We start from the raw sequence: 22,524 nt of genomic DNA, 5'->3' as shown, positions 1-22,524 counted from the left end.
TCTTCAATAATTCTGATTTGTCCGGAGACCACCATGCGCGTTTTTGTCGTCCTGGCCTTTATCGGTATTCTGGCCAGCCTGGCATCCGCCCTGGTCTACCTGATGCGGGACAAGGGCTCCACCAACCGCACGGTCAACGCGCTGACGGTACGCATCGGACTATCGGTGGCCCTGTTCCTGTTCGTGCTGTTCGCCCACCACATGGGCTGGATCGAGAGCACAGGCCTTAGATAGGCATCCGGGGCGGGGGTTCCCGCCTCGCCAGGCAAGCATGTGAAAGCGCGATGGACGCCGGGCTTGCCGCCCGGCTTCCTATCGCGCTTTGCGCTCCGCGCAAGACAGTCTCCCCAGATCCAGGGCGCCGCGGATCCGGCTTTGCCGGGTCCGCCGGTGCCGCCCTCTCAGAACCAGTAGACGAACAGGTACAGGCCCAGCCACACCACGTCCACGAAGTGCCAGTACCAGGCGGCGCCTTCGAAGCCGAAATGGTGGTCGGCGGTGAAATGCCCGCGGAGCAGGCGGACCAGGATGACCGTCAGCATGGTGGCGCCCAGCAGCACGTGGAAGCCGTGGAAGCCGGTCAGCATGTAGAACAGCGAGCCGTAGGCGCCCGAATTGAACTTCAGGTTCAGTTCGGTGTAGGCGTGGTGGTACTCGTATGCCTGACAGGCCACGAAGACGAAGCCCAGGACGACCGTGGCCAGCAGCCAGAAGATGGTCTTGCCGCGGTGGTTTTCGCGCAGCGCGTGGTGGGCGATGGTCAGCGTGACGCCGGAGCTCAGCAGCAGCGCGGTGTTGATCGTGGGCAGCCAGAAGGGGCCGACGGTCTGGAAGTGCTCGACCACGCCCGCCGGGCCGAAGTTCGGCCACACGGCCTGGAAGTCGGGCCACAGCATCAGCCGGTGGTCCATGTCGCCCAGCCACGGCGTGGTGATGGTGCGCGTGTACCAGAGGGCGCCGAAGAACGCCGCGAAGAACATGACTTCGGAGAAGATGAACCAGCTCATGCCCCAACGGTAGGAACCGTCGATGCGCTTGCTGTTCAGGCCGGCCTCGGATTCCTGGATGGCGTCGCCGAACCAGAAGTACAGCACCACGATCAAGCCGATGAAACCCGCCAGCAGGGACCACTTGGCCCAGCTAACGCCGTTGATCCAGCCCGCGGCGCTCAGGCCCATGAACAGCAGCGCAATAGCCGTGCGCACGGGATGACCCGAGTCGGCGGGCACAAAGTAGTACGGTGCCTCTTTACCTTGAACCGAGTGACTTGCACTCATGGCTTTCTCCCTGGTACAGATTTATAGATTAAGTGATTCAAGTCAGGCTGGAAACGGCCCAACGCACAATTAATACCAGCACAGTAACGAAGAGCGCCGCTGCCAGCAGGCCGGCCACGATCACGTGGACCGGATTGAGCCTGGCGATATCCTCCCGGTGGCCCGACCCCTTGCGCACGCCGAAAAAGCCCCACGCCACCGCCTTCATGGTCTGAAGAAAGCTCAGCTTGCGCTGGGAGGTCTGGCGCAGGTCGTCGCTCATGGCCGCGTCCTAGTTGACGGCGACGCCGGACAGCAGGGCCGAGCCGCGCAGCACGGTCCAGGCGAACACGGCGATGACGAAAGCCAGCAGGACCAGTCCTGCGATTTTGTTGCGGCGGCGCTGCTCGGGTGTCATTGCTGTGTTACCTGAAACGTGAAAGGCGTCTTTACTTCACTTCGGGCGGGGTTTCGAAGGTGTGGAAGGGCGCGGGCGACGGCACCGTCCATTCCAGGCCTTCGGCGCCTTCCCACGGCTTGGCCGAGGCGACTTCGCCCTTGCCCATGTAGCAGCGGATCATCGCCCACAGGAAGATCAACTGCGACAGGCCGAACCAGAACGCGCCGATGGTGGCCATCTGGTGGAAGGTCGTGAACTGCCCGGCGTAGTCGGCATAACGGCGCGGCATGCCGGCCAGGCCCAGGAAGTGCATCGGGAAGAAGGTCACGTTGAACGAAATCAGCGTGGACCAGAAGTGCAGCTTGCCCAGCTTTTCGCTGTACATGCGGCCCGTCCACTTGGGCACCCAGTAGTAGGCGCCGGCGAACAGGGCGAACAGCGAGCCCGCCACCAGCACGTAGTGGAAGTGGGCGACCACGTAGTACGTGTCGTGCACCTGGATGTCGATGGGCGCCACCGACAGGATCAGCCCCGTGAAGCCGCCCATGGTGAACACGAAGATGAAGCCGATCGAGAACAGCATCGGGGTCTCGAACGTCATGGAGCCGCGCCACATGGTGGCGACCCAGTTGAACACCTTCACCCCCGTGGGAATGGAGATGAGCATGGTCGCGTACATGAAGTAGAGCTGGCCGGTCACCGGCATGCCCGTCGTGAACATGTGGTGCGCCCACACGATGAAGGACAGCACGGCGATGGAGGCGGTGGCATAGACCATGGAGGCGTAGCCGAACAGCTTCTTGCGGGCGAACGCGGGCACGATGGCCGACACGATACCGAACGCCGGCAGGATCATGATGTAGACCTCGGGGTGCCCGAAGAACCAGAACACGTGCTGGTACAGGACCGGGTCGCCGCCGGCGGCGGCGTTGAAGAAGCCCGTGCCGAAGTGGCGGTCGGTCAGCACCATGGTGATGGCGGCGGCCAGCACCGGCATCACGGCCAGCAGCAGGAAGGCGGTGATCAGCCAGGTCCAGCAGAACAGCGGCATCTTCATCAGCGTCAGGCCGGGCGCGCGCATGTTCAGCACGGTCACGATGATGTTGATCGCGCCCATGATGGACGAGGCGCCCATGATGTGCAGCGCGAAGATCGCCAGGTCCATGCCGGGGCCCATCTGCAGCGACAGCGGCGCGTACAGGGTCCAGCCGGCCGCGGTGGCGCCGCCGGGCACGAAGAACGACGCCGTCAGCATGATGGCGGCGACCGGCAGCAGCCAGAAGCTGAAGTTGTTCATGCGGGCGAACGCCATGTCGGACGCGCCGATCTGCATCGGGATCATCCAGTTCGCGAAGCCCACGAAGGCCGGCATGACCGCGCCGAACACCATCACGAGGCCGTGCATGGTGGTGAACTGGTTGAAGAGTTCGGGGCGGAAGAACTGCAGGCCCGGCTCAAAGAGCTCGGTACGCAGCAGCAAGGCCAGCGTGCCGCCTTCCAGCAGCATGACGAACGAGAAGATGAGGTACATCGTCCCGATGTCTTTGTGGTTCGTGGCGAAAAGCCAGCGGCGCCAGCCGGTGGGGATGGCGTGGTGGTGGTCATCGTGACCGTGGCCGTGGCCCGGCGACACGTGGTCTACAGTGACGCTGCTCATGATGGACTCCTTCCTGCTGAGTGCCGCCCCCGATCCACGGGGCCGGCAGGGTATCTCTAACTAAACGGAACCGGTTCTAACGGTGGAGGAACTGGGCGCGCGCAATCAGCGCGCGGCCGCCACGTCCTTCGGTAGAACCGTCGGGTCCTGCCCCTTGCCCGCATTGCTCCAGGCATGGCGCGTATAGCTGATGACCGCCGCGATCTCGACATCGTTGAGCTGCCCGCCGAATGGCGCCATCGCTGTGCCGGGCTTGCCCTTCAGCACGGTGTTGATCTGCTCCGCCTTCGGGCCCAGAACAACCTTGTCTCCGTCAAGCGGGGGGAAACTGCCCGGGATGCCCTTGCCGTTGGCCTGGTGACAGGCCACGCAATTCGCCGCGAAAACCTTTTCGCCGCGGGCAACCAGTTCGGCTTCCGTCCACTCTTTATTGGGATCGTCGGCGTTCGCCGCCATCTTCTTCTTTTGGTCTTCAACCCACTTATCGTAGTCGGCTTGCGCCAGAACTTCCACGACGATGGGCATGAATGCGTGATCCTTGCCGCAAAGTTCCGCGCACTGGCCCCGGTAGATGCCGGGTTTGTCGGCATTGAACCAGGCATCGCGCAGGAAACCGGGGATGGCGTCCTGCTTCACGCCGAAGTCCGGAATCATCCAGGAGTGGATGACGTCGGCGGCGGTCAGGACGACGCGGACCTTCTTGTTCACGGGGACGACCAGGTGGTTGTCCACTTCCATCAGGTAGAACTCGCCCTTGGGCTCGCGGTTCTCGATCTGCGCGCGCGGGGTCGACAGCGTGGAAAGGAACTTGATGCCGGCGGCCTGGCCGTCGAGATACTCGTAGCCCCACTTCCATTGGTAGCCCGTGACTTTCACGGTGACGTCGGCGCTGGAGGTGTCTTTCATGGCGACCACGGTCTTGGTGGCCGGCAGCGCCATGGCGATGACGATGATGAACGGGATGACCGTCCACGCGACTTCGACGCCCAGGTGTTCATGGAAGGTCGCGGCCTTGTGGCCGCGGGACTTGCGGTGCGCCCAGATGGAATAGAACATCACTCCAAAGACGCCGATGAAGATCACGATACAGATCGTGAGCAGCATCCAATGCAGCCACATGATGTCGCGCGAAATCGCCGTGACACCCTCATGCAGGTTGAGCTGATTGACCTTCGGGCCGCCGGGCATGTCTTGCACCTGAGCACCCGCCACGCTGCCAATCAGCATCGCACAAGCCCCCAGTATCCCTCTCCACTTCTTCATGCTTACCTCGAAACACGGCGCGTAGGTCCGTTCTCTAGTGGCGGAAGTCACCGGAAACGGGCAACGCGCAATTATTAGATGGCAGGGCGAGGCAGGGAGATAGAGCGGCCCCTGTCGTTCCCACTCGAAATCACAAAGAAACTGCCGGATTATAGCGGACGCGCAAACAGATGTAGGTTAGTGCCCTTGAATTCATCGGCGCCGCCCCCATTTGGCCGCGCCCTCTTGACCGCGCGCGGAAAACCGGCTGGCATAAAATCGTCGACAACATCACCACCACGGCCCCACGATGCAACAGCAGTTGTCCGACTTGTATGCCGCCCTGCGCGCGCGCGCCCAGGAGCCCGCCCCCGACGGCGCGCGCGCCTTATATATAGCGGGGCGCCGCTGCGGCTGGGCCACGCACGCGGCCTGCGACGCCCTGCGCGGCGCGGCGGGCATCGAAGCGGACGGCGAGGCCTTGCGCATCGGCACGGGCATGGCGCCGGGCGCGGGCCTGGACGGCGTGCTCGAACAGGCCGCGGAACTGTTGCGCCAAGCCAACTGCCTGCGCGGCTGGCGCGATGAATTGCTGGACGTCATGGACGGCGACGAACCGCTGGGCGTGATCGAACGCGCCGCGGTCCGCCCCCTGGGGCTGCTGACCAAGGCGGTGCACTTGAACGCGTGGACGCCGGACGGCCGGCTGTGGGTCGCGCGCCGCGCGCTCAGCAAATCGACCGATCCCGGTATGTGGGACACGCTGGTGGGCGGCCTGGCCGGCAGCCGCGAGGACCTGGAACTGGCGCTGGTGCGCGAATGCGGCGAAGAGGCGGGGCTGGACGAGCCCGACCTGGGGCGGCGTTCGCCCTTGCGCACGATCCTGCGCATCCATCGCCGCCTGCCCGAGGGCTATCAGGTCGAAGACGTCCTGACCAGCACCTGCATCCTGGCGTCCGACGCCCGGCCGGCCAACCGCGACGGCGAAGTCATGGAAATCGCCACGGTCGACGTGGCCACGGCCGTGCGCCGGGTGACGGACGGCGAATTCACGCTGGAAGCGGCGCTGGTGATCGTCGAAGACATCATGCAGCGCCGCGCGGCGGGCGAAATCCCGGCGTAGGGCCTTCCACCCCAACTAGCGAGGCACGGCTCCCGGCTCGCCCAGGATCTCGCCCGGCGGCACGCCCTCTTGCGGCGTGCCGGCGCCGGGCGTCCCGCGCGCGGTCTCCGCGCTTTCCGCGCCTGCGCCGGACGGCGTGCTGACCCCCGCGGCCTCCGCGGCTTCGGCCGCCTGGGCCGGGCTGGGCGCCGAGGCCGGGGCAGGAGCCGGCGCGGGCGCGGCGTTGGCCTGCGAGAACTGTTTCCACACCTCGATCGCGCGCAGGCGCTGCTTGGCCACGAGCTGGATGCGCTCGCGCAGGTTTTCATCGCGCGCCAGCAGGGCGTGGAAATCCCGCGAGGACAGCATCAGCAGCTTGCTGTACCCCAGCGAAGTCACGTCCGGCATGATCTGCTGTTCTCCCAGCAGCCCGAGTTCGCCGAAGAATTCGCCGCTGCCCAGTTCGATCATGGTGTCGTCGGGCAGATGCACGGCCACGGCGCCGGACGCCACGAAGCACATCTCTTCGCCATGCCGGCCCTTGGTGAGCACGCGCTGGTCCGGCAGCGACAGCCGCGGCTTGAGCAGCTTGCTGATGGCCCGCAGGGAGTCGGCCGACAGGCCTTCGAACAGGGGCACGCGCTTGATCAGTTCGGCCGCGCTCATTTCGATGTCCAGCGGCGGATGCTTGTCGATATGGGCCCAGCGGCTCTTCAATTGCGCCATCAGGTCCGCGTACACCTCGCCGCTGATCAGGAATTGCTCGAGCATGTCGCGATAGCGGATGCGTTCCATTTCGCGGGCCACGCGGCCCAGGTAGCTTTCCTGCAGCCACTGGGCATAGGACGGGTATTGCAGGTTGAGGGCCTGCATGGCGTTTTCGATCAGGTCCAGCCGGCGCTGGTGCAGGATGACGATGCGCTGCGTCGCTTCCTCGCCCAGCAGGGGCGTGATCTGCTCGCGCGCGAACACGATCAGGCGCTGCGCGACCGACCGCTTGCTCATCAGGTTGGCGAAACGCTGGCCCAGTTCGCGCGCCAGCCAGCCCTGGAACCCGAACAGGTAGTGCAGGCGCAGGGCGATGCGGAATCCGGTGGAATAGCGCACGTCGGCGACGATGGCGCGCTCGAAGCCCGGGATGCCCCCCAGCCGGATCGCGTCCTCCAGCCGTTCCGCCCGCGCCAGCAGGGCCTCGGCCATGCGCCAGTCCACGATCTGCGCCTTCAGGATGTCGAAGAACATTTCCTCTTCGCGCTGCGCCACGATGGCCAGCCCCACCGCGACGCGCTGGTCGTCGCTCATCTGGCTGACCTGGCCGTCGTGCACGCTGGTCAGGCTGGCGTCGAACACGGCGCGGATGCGGTCGCGGACCTCGGTGCCGATGTGCTCGGTCCTGGCAACCTCGTCCGTCTTGCCCTGCAGGTCTTCCAGCGCCACGGCCAGGGCCTGGTTGCGGATGGTGCGCTCCACGGACGACAACTGGTTCAGGCCCAGCATGCGGATCAGCGGACGCAGGCTGATGCCGTTGACGAACAGCGTGATCAGCACGAAGCCCGTGGTGGCGACGGCGATGAACTGGCGCGCTTCTTCGGGCACGCCGGTCTGTTCCGTGACGGCAAGCGCCAGCGCCAGCGATACGGCGCCGCGCAGTCCGCCCCACAACATCACCACCTTGTACGGATTGCTGACCTTGGTGCTCAGAGGGGTCATGCCCAGCAGCGGCAACAGGCCGAAGACCACGATGGCGCGGGCCACCAGCGTGGTCACGAACAGCACCGCCACCAGCACCAGTTCCTGCCAGTCGGCGGCCGCCATCAGCTTGGGGATCAGCATCGCCGCGAACAGGAAGATCAGCGAATTGGCCCAGAACCCGAACTGCTCCCAGGAGCTGGCCAGGTGTTCAAAGGTGGTGGGGGACATGCGCGTGCGGCCGGCGGACCCGACCACCAGGCCGGCGATCACCGTGGCGACCACGCCCGAGACGTTCAGGTAGTGCTCGGAAATGAAGAAGGACAGGTAGGCCAGCGTCAGCGTCAGCGTGATTTCCGCCGTGGGAAAGCCGCGCAGCCAGGCGAACAGCAGGCAGGCCAGGCGCCCCATCGCGAAGCCGGCCAGGCCGCCGCCGATGAAGTGCACGATGAAGTCGTTGAAAATGCCGCTGACGGTCAGCTCGCCATGTCCGCTCAGGACGGCCAGCAGCACCGAGTACAAGGCGATGGACGCGGCGTCGTTGAACAGGCTTTCGCCTTCGACCAGGGTGGTCAGGCGCTTGGGCGCCCCGACTTCCCGGAAGATGCCCACCACGGCCACCGGATCGGTCGTCGCCACGATGGCGCCCAGCAGCAGGCAGACCACCATGCCGTAGGGCGAAATGGCGTCCAGGGTCACGCCGACCACCACGGTGCACACCACCACGGCCACGATGGCCATCATCAGGATGGGGCCGATGTCGTCCATCAGGCGCCGCACGTTCATGGACAGCGCGGTCTCGAACAGCAGCACCGGCAGGAACACCATCAAGAAGGTTTCCGACGAAATCTCGAAGTGTTCCAGGGAGTCGAGGAAGTCGCCGATCCAGCTAGGCGCCCAGCCATGCACGTGCACAATGATGCCGAGCAGGCAGCCGACGATGGCCAGCAGCACCGAATACGGCAGCTTGAGGCGGCCGGCCAGGGGCGGCATGAAACAGACCAGCGTGAGCAAACCGGCCAGGCCGAATACGAGAAAACCGACATTCATTATTAGCGCCGCGTCCGATCTTGAATCTGAAGTTTCACAAGAATAGCGGCTTTTTTCCTCCAGCCCGGGCCGGGAACCACAGAGAATCGTCGAGAATGCACGTTTCGTTACCCCAATGCGGGCGTGCGATACGCGCTGCGCCATGTTTTTTGGGTAATGTGGAATTGCACCCACTTTTCAGGAGCGGCATTTGGCCCGCATCCATTCACTGACCCGGCGCGACGACGCGCCCGCCATGCTGGTCCAGGTGACGGACAGCCATCTGTTCGGCGAAGCCGGCACCTCGATGCTGGGCGTCGATACCGACGCCAGCCTGCGCGCCGTACTGCGCCAGATCGAGGCCGACGGCCGCCATCCCGACCTGCTGCTGGCCACGGGCGACCTGTCCCAGGACGGCGAGGCGGCGGCCTACCGGCGCTTCGCCGCCATCCTGTCCGAGGCGCCCGCGCTGGACCGCGCCTGCGTGCGCTGCCTGCCGGGCAACCACGACCTGCCGGCCGTGATGCGCCAGGAATTGGCGGAATGGTCGGTCCCGGTGGCCGACGTGGGCGCCTGGCGCGTCGTCACGCTGGACACCACGGTGCCGGGTTCCAACGCGGGCCATCTGCCCGACGCCCAGCTCGACATGCTGGAAGCGGCGCTGGCCGAGGCGCCCGGCCGCCACACCCTGGTGGCGATGCATCACAACCCCATGCAGATCGACAGCCACTGGCACGACACGATGATGATCGACAACCCGCAGGCGCTGTTCAAACTGCTGGCGCGCTGGCCGCAGGTCCGCGTGCTGCTGTGGGGTCACGTGCACCACGAGTTCGACCGCCGCCGCCACAACCTGCGCATGCTGGCCACGCCGTCGACCTGCTTCCAGTTCAGCATCCGGGACGGCAAGCACGTGGTGGACAACATGGCGCCCGGCTACCGCTGGATCAAGCTGTACCAGGACGGGTCGATGGCGACGGGCGTGCGGCGCGTGCAGGACGCGCTGTGGCACACGGCCCTGGCCGCGCCGGACAAGGCGCGGGCGGCGTAGGTCGTTCCAAGATGGGCCAGCCCCCGCGCGGGGGGCAGCAAGCACGCGAAGCGTGCGCAGCGCGGGTGTCCACCACAGCCTTCACAAAAATGGCCGGCCCGCCGCCGGGCCGCCCCAAGGCGGGCCAGCCCCCGTGGGGGGGCAGCAAGCAAGCGAAGCTTGCGCAGCGTGGGGGCCCAAATAAAAAACGGGGCACCGATATGCATGGTGCCCCGCAAACATCCGTCTCATAGGGGAGGGGAAAGAGGAGAAGCCGAGACGGACGATAAGACTACCAACCGAAGTTCGCGGTCTACATGAAGTTAGGCGGCGCGATCCCCATTAAGTTTCTGGCGCGGTGCAAAATTTCCGGATGAATTTGTATCAAATTATGCAAGCCGCCTAGCCGGGCCGCCAGAAAACGAAAGGGCCGCGGAAGCGGCCCTTTGCATGAACGTCGCGGTGTCTTAGGCCGCGAGGTTGCCCCGCATCTTCTTCAGGGCGGCGGCCTCGATCTGACGGATGCGTTCGGCCGAGACGCCGAATTCCTGCGCCAGTTCGTGCAGCGTGGCGCCGCCGTCGTCCTGCAGCCAGCGCGCTTCGACGATACGGCGCGAACGGGGGTCCAGCGCCTCCAGCGCGTCGCTCAGGCCGCTGCCTTGCAGTTGGTCGCGCGCGGCGCGTTCCAGCACCCGCGTGGGTTCCTGGCGGCCTTCGTCGGACAGGTAGGCGATGGGCGCGTAGCTGTCATCGTCGTCGTCCTGGTTTTCCAGCGACATGTCGCGGCCGGACAGGCGGACTTCCATTTCGCTCACGTCTTCGCGGCGCACGTTCAGTTCGCGCGCGATGTGGTCGACCTGGTCGGGATCCAGCGTCTGGCCGTCGGGGCGCATGCTGCGCAGATTGAAGAACAGCTTGCGCTGGGCCTTGGTGGTCGCGACTTTCACCAGGCGCCAGTTGCGGATGATGTATTCGTGGATTTCCGCCTTGATCCAGTGCACGGCGAACGACACCAGGCGCACGCCGCGTTCGGGATCGAAGCGCTTCACGGCCTTCATCAGGCCGACATTGCCTTCCTGGATGAGGTCGGCGTGGGGCAAGCCGTAGCCCAGGTACTGCCGGGCCACCGACACCACCAGCCGCAGGTGCGACAGGATCAGCTCGCGCGCGGCGCCCAGGTCTTCCTGGTCGCGCAGGCGGCGGCCGAGCTCGGTTTCACGTTCCGCCGACAGGACCGGCAGGCGGTTCACCGCGGAAATGTATGCGTCGATCGTGCCGAGTGCGCCCGGATTGGCAATGGCCAACGCCAGGGCGTTGCCGGAAGCGGCCAACGAGGTACTGGGTTGTTTCATAGCGGGAGTCTCCGGAAGGCGAAGGGGTAACGACATGGATTCGATGTTAGCACTCTAGCAATGGGAGTGCTAATTCGACTATTGCGGCGCGTCAAAGTTTCCTTCCGCATAGCTCGTCCCCATTTATTTTCAACAAGCCCGAACAGCGGGCGCGACATTGGGGCAGCAAATTTTCGCAAGAATGGCCGCGCCGCCGCCGGGCCGCCCCAAGGCGGCGCAGCCCCCGCGGGGGGGCAGCAAGCCCGCGCAGCGGGCGCGGCGTGGGGGCTTTCCTACCAGCCCAGGCGTTTCAAGCCCTCGGCGGTGGCCTCTCCGTCCGGCCGGACGAACAGCGCGCCCCGGGGATCCATGTAAACCTGGTAGCGGGCGCCGTCGAACAAAGGCATATAGGCGCCGCTGCCGAATTGGACATCGACGAAGGGGAACCAGTTCGGAAAATTCTTCTTCAGCGAGGCCAGGTCCGGGGCGGGCCAGTCGTCCAGCGCATGGACCGAGCGCGTGGCCGTGGCCTCGCGGGCCGCATCGCTGTACCGGCCGGATAGCCGCTCCAGGCGGTACAGCGGCGGCGCGCCCGCCATCAGCGCCGGCACCTTCCAGCGGACGACCCGCGCGTCGATCTGCCATTGGTCGCCATACAGCACGTACTGCCGGGTCCCGCTGCCCGGAGCGCTGGCGTCGACCTGGAACTGGCCCTCGGCCAGTTGCCGGATTTCGATGCGGGCGACGGACTCGTCGGCGGTCAGGCGGAAGAACTGCACCAGCGACAGGGCCAGCAGGCCGGACACGCCCCCCAGCAATACCAGCATCAGCCCGAACAGGCGGCGCACCGGCCGGAACTGGAATATCTTGCGGCCGCGTTCGTCGCGCGGGCCGCCCCGGCCCAGCAGCATGACGATTCCCGGCAACAGGACGACGATGGCGCCCAGCAGTATCCAGACAAAGGGAGCGATTCCGTTGATCAAGTCAGGCGTTCCTTTCTAAGAACACGCCGCGGGCGGCGGCCGGGCCGGGCCCCGGGCGCGGCGGGCCCGCCAGTATAGAAGCGCCCTCAGGCCGCCGGTTTTCCAAGCCGCTCGACGTGAAACCGGATGTGATCCTCGATGAAGGTCGAGATGAAGTAGTAGCCATGGTCGTAGCCTCCGTGGCGGCGCAGAGTCAGCGGCTGGTCCGCGGCGGCGCAGGCGGCCTCGAATACCTCGGGATACAACTGTTCCGCCAGGAACTGGTCCGACTCCCCCTGGTCGATCAGGATGCCGCCGGGAAACGGGCGCCGGGCCTGGCGCATCAGCGCCGACGCGTCATAGGCGGCCCAGTCGTCGACGTCGGCGCCCAGGTAGGCGCCGAACGCCTTTTTGCCCCACGGACACTGGCTGGGCGCGGCGATGGGCGCGAACGCCGACACCGAACGGAACTTGCCGGGATTACGCAGCGCCAGCACCAGGGCGCCGTGGCCGCCCATGGAATGGCCGAAGATGCCTGTGCGCGACGCGTCGCCCGGCAGGGCGCCGCCCGTGACGATGCCGTGCAATTCCTGGGTCACGTAGCTGTACATGCGGTAGTGGGCCAGCCAGGCGGGCGTGGTGGCGTCGACGTAGAACCCCGCGCCGGTGCCCAGGTCCCAGCTTTCGTCCTCGCCCGGCACGTTGGCGCCGCGGGGGCTGGTGTCCGGGGCGACCAGCATGACGCCGAGTTCCGCGGCCAGGCGCTGGGCGCCAGCCTTGATCATGAAGGTTTCTTCCGTGCAGGTCAGCCCCGCCAGGTAGACCAGCACGGGAACCGGGCCCTGTTCGGCTTGCGGCGGGACGTAGACCGAGAACCGCATGGGCAGGCCGATCTCCGCGGACTCGTGGCGATAGTAGCGCTGCCAGCCGCCAAAGCAGCGATGCTGCGAAATGAGCTCCAGGGCCGCGGCCATAGGTCTTCTCCAGTCGTGAGGGGTAAAAAAAACGCCGGCGGGTTAGGGTATATCCACGGTACGACGTTCCGTCGCCAAATGTTAACCTGCGCTTTCTCGGGTACGGACAGCGAAAAAAATGACAGTTCCTTGCCCATATCGTGATCACGGGACTTGACCAGCGCCTACCGTGGCACTATTTATATACCGTGAGAGAAGACAAACCGTTCTTCCGGATACGCAAGTCCTGACACTATGGCCCGTCTGCCCCGTCTGTACGCCCCTGGGCTGCCCCAACTGGTGCAGGCCAACTTCATCCAGCCGCTGGCCGCGCCGTCGCAACCCGCGCCGGCCGACATCCTGAACCAACTGGCCACCTGGCTGGGCGAATCCGCCCAACGCCATCGCGTCTCGGTTCACGGCTGGCTGCTTGCCAACGACCGCATCCTGCTGCTGGCCACCCCGGCGGACGAAGAAGGCTTGCCGCGGCTGATGCAGACGCTGGGCCGCAACCTGGCGGCGCGGCTGCGCGGCGGCCGGGTCTTCGCGGGGCGCTACCGTTCCGCCTTGCTGGAGCCGGGCGCCTGGGTGCTGCCGGCCCTGGTCTGGCTGGAAACCTACCCCGTGCGCAGCGGCGCCTCGCAGGATCCCGATTCCTGGCCCTGGTCCTCCGCCGCCAGCCACACCGGCAACACCACCGCGGCGCCGGCGCAATGGCAATCCGACCACGCCGATTACTGGGCCTGCGGCAACACCCCGTTCGACCGCCAGGCCAACTACCGCAAGCGGCTGCAGGACGGCCTGTCGCGCGAGGAAAGCCAGCGCATCGACCAGGCGGTTTCCGGCCAATGGGCGCTGGGCGGCCCCAGCTTCATCGCCAGCCTGGCCCATACCGCCAGCCGGCGCGTCGCTCCCGGCCAGCGCGGACGCCCCCGCAAGAAACCCGCCGCCCCGGCGCCGGCGGACGCCGAGCCTTCCTCCACCCCCAATTCCTGATTCCGGGCCCGCCCTGGCGGCGGACCCAGCGAGTTCCGCGCGCAACCCGCGAGGGCGGCGCGCGTCTGCGCGCGTGGCCGTGGCATCGCCCAGGGCACGCGCCGGCATTGGCATCCGCGCAACACTGAGACCCGTTCCAATCCCATCCGGAATTGAGGAAAAACAAGGGACGCATTACCGGAAAAACGGGGATCCAACGACGCCGGCCGCACCCCCTTGGTGCATACCCCCTTGCCCAGCCCCTGGCGGCGCGGCTCTTGATACGTCCCTCTATAAAACCTCTATGGCAAAACCCCAATATAAATGGGGACAAACCCTGTTTATTCCTGTTGCACCCTACTCATGACGGGGGTATTGTCCGTCTCCTGCACTGCAACATTACGACGCAGGCCCACTGCGGAGCGCGCCATGCCCCAAAACACCCAGATCGAATCCTGTCCCCCGCCCAAGGCGGCCCCCATCGACGCCAGCCGCATCGGCTTGCCGCCGGCCCAGGGTCTGTACCATCCCAAGAACGAGCATGACGCCTGCGGCGTCGGCTTCGTCGCGCACATCAAGGGCAAGAAAAGCCACGCCATCATCCAGCAGGGCCTGAAGATCCTGGAAAACCTGGACCACCGCGGCGCGGTCGGCGCGGACAAGCTGATGGGCGACGGCGCCGGCATCCTGATCCAGATTCCCGACACCCTCTACCGCGACGAACTCAGCCACCAGGGCATCATCCTGCCGCCTCCCGGCGAGTACGGCGTGGCGATGGTGTTCCTGCCCAAGGAAACCGCGTCGCGCCTGGCCTGCGAACAGGAACTGGAGCGCTCCGTGCGCGCCGAAGGCCAGGTGGTGCTGGGCTGGCGCGATGTGCCCGTGGACGTCGACATGCCCATGTCGCCCACCGTGCGCGCCTGCGAACCCGTGATCCGCCAGTTGTTCATCGGCCGCGGCGCCGACGTGATGGTGCCCGACGCGCTGGAGCGCAAGCTGTACGTGATCCGCAAGACCGCCAGCCACGCCATCCAGAACATGCACCTGGCGCACGGCAAGGAATACTTCGTGCCCTCGGCCTCGGTGCGCACCGTGGTCTACAAGGGCCTGCTGCTGGCCGACCAGGTCGGCCGCTACTACCGCGACCTGGCCGATACGCGCACGGTGTCCGCCCTGGCGCTGGTGCACCAGCGCTTCTCGACCAACACCTTCCCGGCGTGGCCGCTGGCCCACCCGTACCGCATGATCGCCCACAACGGCGAAATCAACACGGTCAAGGGCAACTTCAACTGGCTGCGCGCCCGCGAAGGCATGATGCAGTCCGCCGTGCTGGGCGACGACCTGAAGAAGCTGTATCCCATCGTCTACGAAGGCCAGTCCGACACCGCCACGTTCGACAACTGCCTGGAACTGCTGGTGAATTCGGGCTATTCGCTGGCCCACGCCATGATGATGATGATCCCGGAAGCCTGGGAGCAGCACACGCAGATGGACGAAAGCCGCCGCGCTTTCTACGAATACCACGCCGCCATGATGGAGCCGTGGGACGGCCCCGCCGCGGTCGCGTTCACCGACGGCCGCCAGATCGGCGCCACGCTGGACCGCAACGGCCTGCGCCCGGCCCGCTACCTGGTCACCGATGACGACATGGTCATCCTGGCCTCCGAAGCCGGCACGCTGTCCATCCCCGAGAACCGCATCGTCAAGAAGTGGCGCCTGCAGCCGGGCAAGATGTTCCTGATCGACCTGGAACAGGGCCGCATCATCGACGACGCCGAGATCAAGCTGCAACTGGCCAACAGCCGCCCCTACCGCCAGTGGATCGAGCGCCTGCAGATCAAGCTGGAATCGCTGCCGGCCCCGCGCCAGGCCCCCGCGGCCACGCAGTCGTCCGTTTCGCTGCTGGACCGCCAGCAGGCCTTCGGCTGGACCCAGGAAGACTACAAGTTCATCCTCGAACCCATGGCCGCGAGCGGCGAGGAAGTGATCGGCTCGATGGGCAACGACGCCCCGCTGGCCGTGCTGTCCGACCGTGCCAAGCCGTTCTACAACTACTTCCGCCAGTTGTTCGCGCAGGTCACGAACCCGCCGATCGACCCCATCCGCGAGCAGATGGTGATGTCGCTGGTGTCGTTCATCGGCCCCAAGCCCAACCTGCTGGACATCAATAACGTCAACCCGCCGCTGCGCCTGGAAGTGACCCAGCCGGTGCTGGACTTCGCCGCCATGGCGCAGATCCGCGACATCGAACAGGTGACCGGCAAGAAGTTCCGCAGCTTCGAACTGGACATCACGTACCCCGCCGCCTGGGGCCCCGAGGGCATCGAAGCCCGCGTGGCCGCGCTGTGCGCGCGCGCCGTCGACGCGGTGCGCAGCGGCTACAACATCCTGATCGTGTCCGACCGCCTGGTCGACAGCGAGCGCGTGGCCATCCCCGCCCTGCTGGCGACTTCCGCCGTCCACCAGCACCTGATCCGCGCCGGCCTGCGCACCAACACCGGCCTGGTCGTGGAGACCGGCTCGGCGCGCGAAGTGCACCACTTCGCGCTCCTGGGCGGCTACGGCGCCGAGGCCATCCACCCCTACCTGGCGCTGGAATCGCTGGGCAAGATGAACGACCCCGAAAAGGCGGTCAAGAACTTCATCAAGGCGATCGGCAAGGGCCTGAACAAGGTCATGTCCAAGATGGGCATTTCCACGTACATGTCCTACACCGGCGCGCAGATCTTCGAAGCCGTGGGCCTGCAAAGCGCCCTGGTCAACAAATACTTCACCGGCACCTCGTCCAACATCGAAGGCATCGGCATCTTCCAGGTGGCCGAAGAAGCGCTGCGCCAGCATCGCGCCGCCTTCGGCACCGACCCGGTCCTGGCCAACGACCTGGACGCCGGCGGCGAATACGCCTACCGCGTGCGCGGCGAAGAGCACATGTGGACGCCGGATTCCATCGCCAAGCTGCAGCATGCTTCGCGCGCCAACAACTACCGCACGTACAAGGAGTACGCGCAGATCATCAACGACCAGAGCCGCCGCCACATGACCCTGCGCGGCCTGTTCGAGTTCCGTTTCGATCCGTCGCGCGCCATCCCGCTGGACGACGTCGAATCGGCCAAGGATATCGTCAAGCGTTTCGCCACCGGCGCCATGTCGCTGGGCTCGATTTCCACCGAAGCGCACTCGGTGCTGGCCGTGGCCATGAACCGCATCGGCGGCAAGTCCAACACCGGCGAAGGCGGCGAAGACGAACTGCGCTACCGCGCCGAAATGCGCGAAGGCAAGAGCACCGTCAAGGACGGCGACACGCTGGCCTCGCTGCTGGGCTCCGACCGCATCGAAGCGGACGTCGCGCTGAAGAAGGGCGACTCGCTGCGCTCGAAGATCAAGCAGGTGGCCTCGGGCCGTTTCGGCGTGACCGCCGAATACCTGTCGTCCGCCGACCAGATCCAGATCAAGATGGCCCAGGGCGCCAAGCCCGGCGAAGGCGGCCAGTTGCCCGGCCACAAGGTGTCGGAATACATCGCCAAGCTGCGCTACTCGGTGCCGGGCGTGGGCCTGATTTCGCCCCCGCCGCACCACGACATCTACTCGATCGAAGACCTGGCCCAGTTGATCCACGACCTGAAGAACGTGAATTCCAAGGCCTCGGTATCGGTCAAGCTGGTGTCCGAAGTGGGCGTGGGCACGGTGGCCGCGGGCGTGGCCAAGGCCAAGGCCGACCACGTCGTGATCGCCGGCCATGACGGCGGCACGGGCGCGTCGCCGGTGTCCTCCATCAAGCACGTGGGCACGCCGTGGGAACTGGGCCTGGCCGAAACACAGCAGACGCTGGTGCTCAACCGCCTGCGCAGCCGCATCCGCGTGCAGGCCGACGGCCAGATGAAGACCGGCCGCGACGTCGTCATCGGCGCGCTGCTGGGCGCCGACGAATTCGGTTTCGCGACCGCGCCGCTGGTCGTGGAAGGCTGCATCATGATGCGCAAGTGCCACCTGAATACCTGCCCGGTGGGCGTGGCCACGCAAGACCCGGTCCTGCGCAAGAAATTCCAGGGCAAGCCCGAGCACGTCGTGAACTTCTTCTTCTTCATCGCCGAGGAAGTCCGCGAAATCATGGCCCAACTGGGCATCCGCAAGTTCGACGACCTGATCGGCCGCGCCGACCTGCTGGACATGCGCTCGGGCGTGGAGCACTGGAAGGCCCAGGGCCTGGACTTCGCCCGCGTGTTCCACCAGACGCAATCCGACGCCGACGTGCGCCAGACCGAAGAGCAGGACCACGGCCTGGCCGGCGCGCTGGATCATCAACTGATCGAACGCAGCAAGCCCGCGCTGGAGCGCGGCGAAAAGGTCTCGTTCATCGTTCCGGTGCGCAACCGCAACCGCACCATCGGCGCCATGCTGTCGGGCGCGGTGGCCTCGCGCTACGGCCATGACGGCCTGCCGGACGACACCATCCACATCCAGTGCAACGGCACGGCGGGCCAGAGCTTCGGCGCGTTCCTGGCCCATGGCATCACCATGGACCTGGTGGGCGAAGGCAACGACTACGTGGGCAAGGGCCTGTCGGGCGGCCGCATCATCGTGCGCTCGCCCAACGACTTCCGCGGCTTCGGCCCCGACCACATCATCGCCGGCAACACCGTGCTGTACGGCGCGCTGGCGGGCGAGGCGTTCTTCAACGGCGTGGCCGGCGAACGCTTCGCGGTACGCAACTCGGGCGCCGCCACGGTGGTGGAAGGCACGGGCGACCACGGCTGCGAATACATGACGGGCGGAACCGTCGTGGTCCTGGGCGCGACGGGCCGCAACTTCGCGGCCGGCATGTCCGGCGGCGTGGCCTACGTGTGGGATCCGGAGCGCACGCTCAAGCACCGCGCCAACCTGTCCATGGTCGAACTGGAAGCCGTCTCCTCGCACGCCGAACAGGTCGCGCAGAACGGCATGGACACCTGGCACAGCGCGCAGCGCGGCGGCGAACGCGAAACGGACGAAGCCATCCTGCGCCGCCTGGTGGAAGACCACTTCCGCTACACCGGCAGCTTCCGCGCCCGCGAGATCCTGGGCGACTGGGAAGCCTCGCGCGGCAAATTCGTAAAGATCATGCCGACGGACTACCGCCGCGCATTGGGTGAAATGTGGCGTGCAGCCAACCCGCAACAACTGGCTGCGTGAGGGAAATCATGGGAAAGATCACCGGATTCATGGAATACCAGCGCCTGCAGGAGGCCTCCGAGGCCCCGCAGAAGCGCCTGAAGAACTGGCGCGAGTTCGTGCTGCACCTGAACGACGACCAGGCCAAGCAGCAGGCGGCGCGCTGCATGGATTGCGGCATCCCGTTCTGCAACAACGGCTGCCCGGTCAACAACATCATCCCGGACTGGAATGACCTGGTTTACAAGCAGGACTGGAAGCGCGCGCTCGAAGTGCTGCACTCCACCAACAACTTCCCGGAGTTCACGGGCCGCATCTGCCCGGCGCCGTGCGAAGCCGCCTGTACCTTGAACATCAACAGCGACGCCGTGGGCATCAAGTCCATCGAGCACGCCATCATCGACAAGGGATGGGCCGAAGGCTGGGTGGCTCCGCAGGTGCCGGCGCGCAAGACGGGCAAGAAGGTCGCCGTCGTGGGTTCCGGCCCCGCCGGCATGGCGTGCTCGCAGCAACTGGCCCGCGCCGGCCATTCCGTGACCCTGTTCGAAAAGAGCGACCGCATCGGCGGGCTGCTGCGCTACGGCATCCCCGATTTCAAGCTGGAAAAGCACCAGATCGACCGCCGCATCTCGCAGATGGAGGCCGAGGGCGTGGAATTCGCGCCGTCGACCTACATCGGCAATCCGGGCGACCCGGTGGCCGACGGCCTGACCGTGCGCACGCCGGAATCGCTGCTGTCCGAGTTCGACGCGGTGGTGATGAGCGGCGGTTCCGAAACCCCGCGCGACCTGCCGGTGCCGGGACGCGAACTGTCGGGCGTGTATTACGCCATGGACTTCCTGCGCCAGCAGAACAAGGCCGTGGCCGGCGACCGCCTTACCGACCAGACGCTGGCCAAGGGCAAGCACGTGGTGGTGATCGGCGGCGGCGACACGGGTTCCGACTGCGTGGGCACCAGCAACCGCCACGGCGCGGCCTCGGTCACGCAGTTCGAACTGATGCCCCAGCCGCCCGAATCCGAAAACAAGGCCATGACCTGGCCCTACTGGCCGCTGAAGATGCGCACCTCGTCCTCGCACGAGGAAGGCTGCGAGCGCGACTGGTCCGTGACCACCAAGCTGTTCAAGGGCAGCAACGGCAAGGTTGAAAAGCTGGTCGGCGCCCGCGTCGAATGGTTCAAGGACGAAGCCACCGGCCAGATGAAGATGCGCGAAGCCGAAGGCTCCGAATTCGAGATCAAGGCCGACCTGGTGCTGCTGGCCATGGGCTTCGTGTCGCCGGTCCAGACCGTGCTCGACGCCTTCGGCGTGGATCGCGACGCGCGCGGCAACGTGCGCGCCAATACCGATGACTACCGCACCAACGTGGAAAAGGTCTTCACCGCCGGCGACATGCGCCGCGGCCAGTCCCTGGTGGTCTGGGCCATCCGCGAAGGCCGCCAGTGCGCGCGCGCCGTCGACGCCTACCTGATGGGAAGCAGCGAACTGCCGCGCTGATCCCGCGACGGTCCCCCGACGCCGCCGAGCTCCCCGCGCCGGCGGCGTTTTCTTTGGCGCGCGCCCTCGCGCGGCCCGATGTTGCGACATAACCACTTTTTCAACGCGGTCTTTTCACGCTTTGACACATATCAATCGTGGCCGGCGCCAGGTCTGCGAATCTGTGTGCTCAACCCATGGAAAGATCGGAGAAGAGAAATGTTTTCGCTGAACGGGCCTATTCGCGCCACCGCCATCGCCGGCCTGCTCGCCGCCGCCTCGCTCGCCCCCGCGCATGCGCATGAAGCCGGGGATGTGCTGCTCAAGGTCGGCGTCACGCAGGTGCGCCCGGATTCCAACAACGGCAGCGTGCTGAACGGCGGCGTCAAGCTCGACGTCAACAACAATGTCCGCCCCAGCTTCACCCTGACCTATATGGCCACGCGCAACATCGGCCTCGAACTGCTGGGCGCCTGGCCTTTCGAGCACGACATCCGCGGCAGCGGCCTGGGCAAGATCGGCTCGACCAAGCACCTGCCGCCCACGCTGAGCCTGCAATGGCACATCCTGCCGGACAGCATGATCCAGCCCTACATCGGCGTCGGCATCAACTACACCCACTTCTTCGACACCAAGACCGAAGGCGCGCTCAGCGGCTCCAGCCTGAAGCTGAAGGATTCGTGGGGCGTGGCCGCGCAGCTCGGCGCCGACATCAAGATCAATGAGCGCTGGTTCATGAACGCGGACATCCGCTACATCGACATCTCGTCCAAGGTCAAGTTGGACGGCCAGCACATCGGCACCGCGCGCATCAATCCCTGGGTCGCCACCCTGGGCGTCGGCTACCGCTTCTAAACGGCCTTCAGTTCCTGCCGCAAGGCCTGTAGCGCCGGCGTATCGTCGTCGGCGCGCCAGACCAGTTGCGTCAGGGCCTGGCCATGGGGACCGGGCAGGGCGCAAACGCGCACGGAATGCGCCGTCCCCAGCACAGCCAGCACCGACCGCGGCACGATGGCCACGCCCGACCCCGCGGCCACGCACGCCACGATGGCGTGATACGACGCGAACTCCATCACGTTGCCCGGCGTCACGCCTTCCTGGTTCAGCCAGGATTCCAGGATGCGGCGATACGAGCATCCCGCCGCGAACGCGATGACGCTGCGGTTCCCCAGTTCTTTCGCGCTCCGGACCGGATCCCAGGCCATGGGCGAAATCAGCGCCAGCTCTTCCTGGAACGCGTCCATCGCCGCCAGCCCCTCGGCGGGGAACGGCCGGGCGACGAAGGCGGCTTCGATGTCGTAGTTGCGCACCTTGGCCGCGAGCGCCGCCGACGTGCCCGTCACCAGTTCGATGCGCACCCGCGGCCAGGACGCGTGATAGGCGGCCAGGATGGGCGGCAGGCGCGCGGCCGCGGTGCTTTCCATGGTGCCGATGCGCAGCACGCCCCGCGGCGAACCTTCGCGCACCGCGGCCTGCGCCTCATCCGACAGGCGCAGCAGACGGTCGGCATACGACAGCAGCACGCGGCCCTGGTCCGACAGCACCAGCCGGCGGTTCTGGCGCCGGAAGAGCGGCGCGTCCAGCGAGGCCTCCAGTTGCTTCAGGCGGGTCGACACGTTGGACTGCACGCGATTGAGGTGCGCGGCGGCGCGCGCCACGCCGCCCTGGTCGGCAACCGCTTTGAATATTTGCAGCGCGTCGAGATCCAAGTTTCTCATTTCAAGAACTCAAGTTCTTAATAATTCACTATTAAAGATATTAGTACAGCCGTAGAGTAGGGGACATGTCAACGCCCGTTACGTCTCCCGCCCCCCATTTCCGCGGCGCGGCCGCCCTGGCTTGGCCGGCGGCGCTGGCCCTGGCGGCGGCCATGGGGATCGGCCGGTTCGCCTTTACGCCGGTCTGGCCCTCGATGGCGCAGGAAGCCGGCCTGTCCCTGGCGCAAGGCGGCTGGCTGGCCTCGGCGAACTACGCCGGCTACCTGCTCGGCGCGCTGGCGGCCGTCGCCTGGCCCGTCCGGCGGCTGCGCGGCACGCTGGCGGCCAGCCTGCTGGCCGTGGCCCTGCTGACGCTGGCCATGCCGCTCTGGCAGGGGATGGCCGCCTGGTGCGCGCTGCGGCTGGCCGCCGGCTACGCCAGCGCCAGCGCCTTCATCTGCGTGGCGGCCTGGCGGCCCGTGCCCGCGGGCGACCCGCGAGAGGCGGGCGCGTCCGCCGTGGCCTACGCCGGCGTGGGCGCCGGCATCGCGCTGACGGGGCTGGCCTGCCTGGCGCTG

18 protein-coding genes are annotated in these 22,524 nt (G+C 66.4%); 8 read left to right on the top strand and 10 right to left on the bottom strand.

Translation table 11 applies throughout. The annotated features are described in order from the left end of the window. Positions 1–33 precede the first annotated feature (33 nt). Positions 34–234 (top strand): twin transmembrane helix small protein, encoded by a 201-nt coding sequence (locus AVE30378_RS13030; protein ID WP_006392373.1) that lies wholly within the window; start codon positions 34–36, stop codon positions 232–234. Between the two features lie 167 nt (positions 235–401). On the opposite strand, the gene AVE30378_RS13025 is transcribed toward AVE30378_RS13030, so the two are convergent. The 5 genes from AVE30378_RS13025 to coxB form a co-directional block, all read right to left on the bottom strand. Next, positions 402–1,277: a cytochrome c oxidase subunit 3 gene (locus AVE30378_RS13025; protein WP_129241296.1), complete on the bottom strand. Its 876-nt coding sequence runs from the start codon at positions 1,275–1,277 to the stop codon at positions 402–404. Positions 1,278–1,314: 37 nt separating this feature from the next. Continuing rightward, a complete protein-coding gene (locus AVE30378_RS13020) occupies positions 1,315–1,539 on the bottom strand; it encodes a DUF2970 domain-containing protein (protein WP_129241295.1) in 225 nt (74 codons plus the stop codon). A 9-nt stretch (positions 1,540–1,548) separates the two neighbouring features. Next, positions 1,549–1,674: a cytochrome oxidase small assembly protein gene (locus AVE30378_RS32845; RefSeq protein ID WP_042795689.1), complete on the bottom strand. Its 126-nt coding sequence runs from the start codon at positions 1,672–1,674 to the stop codon at positions 1,549–1,551. A 31-nt stretch (positions 1,675–1,705) separates the two neighbouring features. Next, positions 1,706–3,313 carry a cytochrome c oxidase subunit I gene (gene ctaD / locus AVE30378_RS13015; RefSeq protein ID WP_129241294.1) on the bottom strand — a complete coding sequence of 536 codons (1,608 nt, stop codon included), beginning with the start codon at positions 3,311–3,313 and terminating at the stop codon, positions 1,706–1,708. A 105-nt stretch (positions 3,314–3,418) separates the two neighbouring features. Further along, positions 3,419–4,576 carry a cytochrome c oxidase subunit II gene (gene coxB, locus AVE30378_RS13010; RefSeq protein WP_129241293.1) on the bottom strand — a complete coding sequence of 386 codons (1,158 nt, stop codon included), beginning with the start codon at positions 4,574–4,576 and terminating at the stop codon, positions 3,419–3,421. 289 nt (positions 4,577–4,865) lie between these two features. Between coxB and AVE30378_RS13005 the strand changes: the two genes are divergently transcribed. Further along, a complete protein-coding gene (locus tag AVE30378_RS13005) occupies positions 4,866–5,678 on the top strand; it encodes an NUDIX hydrolase (protein WP_129241292.1) in 813 nt (270 codons plus the stop codon). 15 nt (positions 5,679–5,693) lie between these two features. Here the strand turns inward: AVE30378_RS13005 and AVE30378_RS13000 are convergent, their stop codons facing one another. Next, positions 5,694–8,396: a cation:proton antiporter gene (locus tag AVE30378_RS13000; RefSeq protein ID WP_244235033.1), complete on the bottom strand. Its 2,703-nt coding sequence runs from the start codon at positions 8,394–8,396 to the stop codon at positions 5,694–5,696. 190 nt (positions 8,397–8,586) lie between these two features. On the opposite strand from AVE30378_RS13000, the gene cpdA reads away from it, so the two are divergent. Beyond that, positions 8,587–9,426: a 3',5'-cyclic-AMP phosphodiesterase gene (gene cpdA / locus AVE30378_RS12995; RefSeq protein WP_129241291.1), complete on the top strand. Its 840-nt coding sequence runs from the start codon at positions 8,587–8,589 to the stop codon at positions 9,424–9,426. Between the two features lie 446 nt (positions 9,427–9,872). Here the strand turns inward: cpdA and rpoH are convergent, their stop codons facing one another. From rpoH to fghA, 3 genes are all read right to left on the bottom strand, one after another. After that, the gene (gene rpoH / locus AVE30378_RS12985) at positions 9,873–10,757 is read right to left on the bottom strand and encodes an RNA polymerase sigma factor RpoH (RefSeq protein WP_129241289.1); all 885 of its coding nucleotides are present in this window, start codon (positions 10,755–10,757) and stop codon (positions 9,873–9,875) included. 272 nt (positions 10,758–11,029) lie between these two features. Continuing rightward, positions 11,030–11,719, bottom strand: a complete 690-nt coding sequence (locus AVE30378_RS12980) for a hypothetical protein (protein WP_129241288.1) — start codon at positions 11,717–11,719, stop codon at positions 11,030–11,032. 86 nt (positions 11,720–11,805) lie between these two features. Continuing rightward, complete coding sequence (fghA, locus tag AVE30378_RS12975; RefSeq protein WP_129241287.1) at positions 11,806–12,672, bottom strand: S-formylglutathione hydrolase; 867 nt, start codon at positions 12,670–12,672, stop codon at positions 11,806–11,808. Between the two features lie 234 nt (positions 12,673–12,906). Between fghA and AVE30378_RS12970 the strand changes: the two genes are divergently transcribed. From AVE30378_RS12970 to AVE30378_RS12955, 4 genes are all read left to right on the top strand, one after another. After that, positions 12,907–13,647: a hypothetical protein gene (locus AVE30378_RS12970; protein WP_129241286.1), complete on the top strand. Its 741-nt coding sequence runs from the start codon at positions 12,907–12,909 to the stop codon at positions 13,645–13,647. Between the two features lie 408 nt (positions 13,648–14,055). Then, entirely contained in the window at positions 14,056–18,795 is a 4,740-nt protein-coding gene (locus AVE30378_RS12965) for a glutamate synthase-related protein (protein WP_129241285.1), read from the top strand. Between the two features lie 8 nt (positions 18,796–18,803). After that, positions 18,804–20,270, top strand: a complete 1,467-nt coding sequence (locus AVE30378_RS12960; RefSeq protein ID WP_129241284.1) for a glutamate synthase subunit beta — start codon at positions 18,804–18,806, stop codon at positions 20,268–20,270. 198 nt (positions 20,271–20,468) lie between these two features. After that, positions 20,469–21,104, top strand: coding sequence for an OmpW/AlkL family protein (locus AVE30378_RS12955; protein ID WP_129241283.1), 636 nt, complete (start codon positions 20,469–20,471; stop codon positions 21,102–21,104). Here the strand turns inward: AVE30378_RS12955 and AVE30378_RS12950 are convergent. Further along, complete coding sequence (locus AVE30378_RS12950) at positions 21,101–21,967, bottom strand: LysR family transcriptional regulator (protein ID WP_129241282.1); 867 nt, start codon at positions 21,965–21,967, stop codon at positions 21,101–21,103. The genes AVE30378_RS12955 and AVE30378_RS12950 overlap by 4 nt on opposite strands. Positions 21,968–22,032: 65 nt before the next feature. Here AVE30378_RS12950 and AVE30378_RS12945 point away from each other — a divergent pair. Then, positions 22,033–22,524, top strand: a 492-nt coding sequence (locus AVE30378_RS12945; RefSeq protein ID WP_129241281.1) for a YbfB/YjiJ family MFS transporter, incomplete at its 3' end; no start/stop codon positions are given.

The sequence above is a fragment of the Achromobacter veterisilvae genome (assembly GCF_900496975.1).
GTDB lineage: Bacteria > Pseudomonadota > Gammaproteobacteria > Burkholderiales > Burkholderiaceae_B > Achromobacter > Achromobacter veterisilvae.
Note: the sequence above shows the minus strand (reverse complement) of the source record. Positions and strands in the feature narration are given on the sequence as shown.

Excerpts from the sequence above, each read along its gene's own strand:
- AVE30378_RS13030 (WP_006392373.1), top strand. The coding sequence starts at position 34 with ATGCGCGTTTTTGTCGTCCTGGCCTTTATCGGTATTCTGGCCAGCCTG.
- AVE30378_RS13025 (WP_129241296.1), bottom strand. The coding sequence starts at position 1,277 with ATGAGTGCAAGTCACTCGGTTCAAGGTAAAGAGGCACCGTACTACTTT.
- AVE30378_RS13020 (WP_129241295.1), bottom strand. The coding sequence starts at position 1,539 with ATGAGCGACGACCTGCGCCAGACCTCCCAGCGCAAGCTGAGCTTTCTT.
- AVE30378_RS32845 (WP_042795689.1), bottom strand. The coding sequence starts at position 1,674 with ATGACACCCGAGCAGCGCCGCCGCAACAAAATCGCAGGACTGGTCCTG.
- ctaD (WP_129241294.1), bottom strand. The coding sequence starts at position 3,313 with ATGAGCAGCGTCACTGTAGACCACGTGTCGCCGGGCCACGGCCACGGT.
- coxB (WP_129241293.1), bottom strand. The coding sequence starts at position 4,576 with ATGAAGAAGTGGAGAGGGATACTGGGGGCTTGTGCGATGCTGATTGGC.
- AVE30378_RS13005 (WP_129241292.1), top strand. The coding sequence starts at position 4,866 with ATGCAACAGCAGTTGTCCGACTTGTATGCCGCCCTGCGCGCGCGCGCC.
- AVE30378_RS13000 (WP_244235033.1), bottom strand. The coding sequence starts at position 8,396 with ATGAATGTCGGTTTTCTCGTATTCGGCCTGGCCGGTTTGCTCACGCTG.
- rpoH (WP_129241289.1), bottom strand. The coding sequence starts at position 10,757 with ATGAAACAACCCAGTACCTCGTTGGCCGCTTCCGGCAACGCCCTGGCG.
- fghA (WP_129241287.1), bottom strand. The coding sequence starts at position 12,672 with ATGGCCGCGGCCCTGGAGCTCATTTCGCAGCATCGCTGCTTTGGCGGC.
- AVE30378_RS12970 (WP_129241286.1), top strand. The coding sequence starts at position 12,907 with ATGGCCCGTCTGCCCCGTCTGTACGCCCCTGGGCTGCCCCAACTGGTG.
- AVE30378_RS12965 (WP_129241285.1), top strand. The coding sequence starts at position 14,056 with ATGCCCCAAAACACCCAGATCGAATCCTGTCCCCCGCCCAAGGCGGCC.
- AVE30378_RS12960 (WP_129241284.1), top strand. The coding sequence starts at position 18,804 with ATGGGAAAGATCACCGGATTCATGGAATACCAGCGCCTGCAGGAGGCC.
- AVE30378_RS12955 (WP_129241283.1), top strand. The coding sequence starts at position 20,469 with ATGTTTTCGCTGAACGGGCCTATTCGCGCCACCGCCATCGCCGGCCTG.
- AVE30378_RS12950 (WP_129241282.1), bottom strand. The coding sequence starts at position 21,967 with ATGAGAAACTTGGATCTCGACGCGCTGCAAATATTCAAAGCGGTTGCC.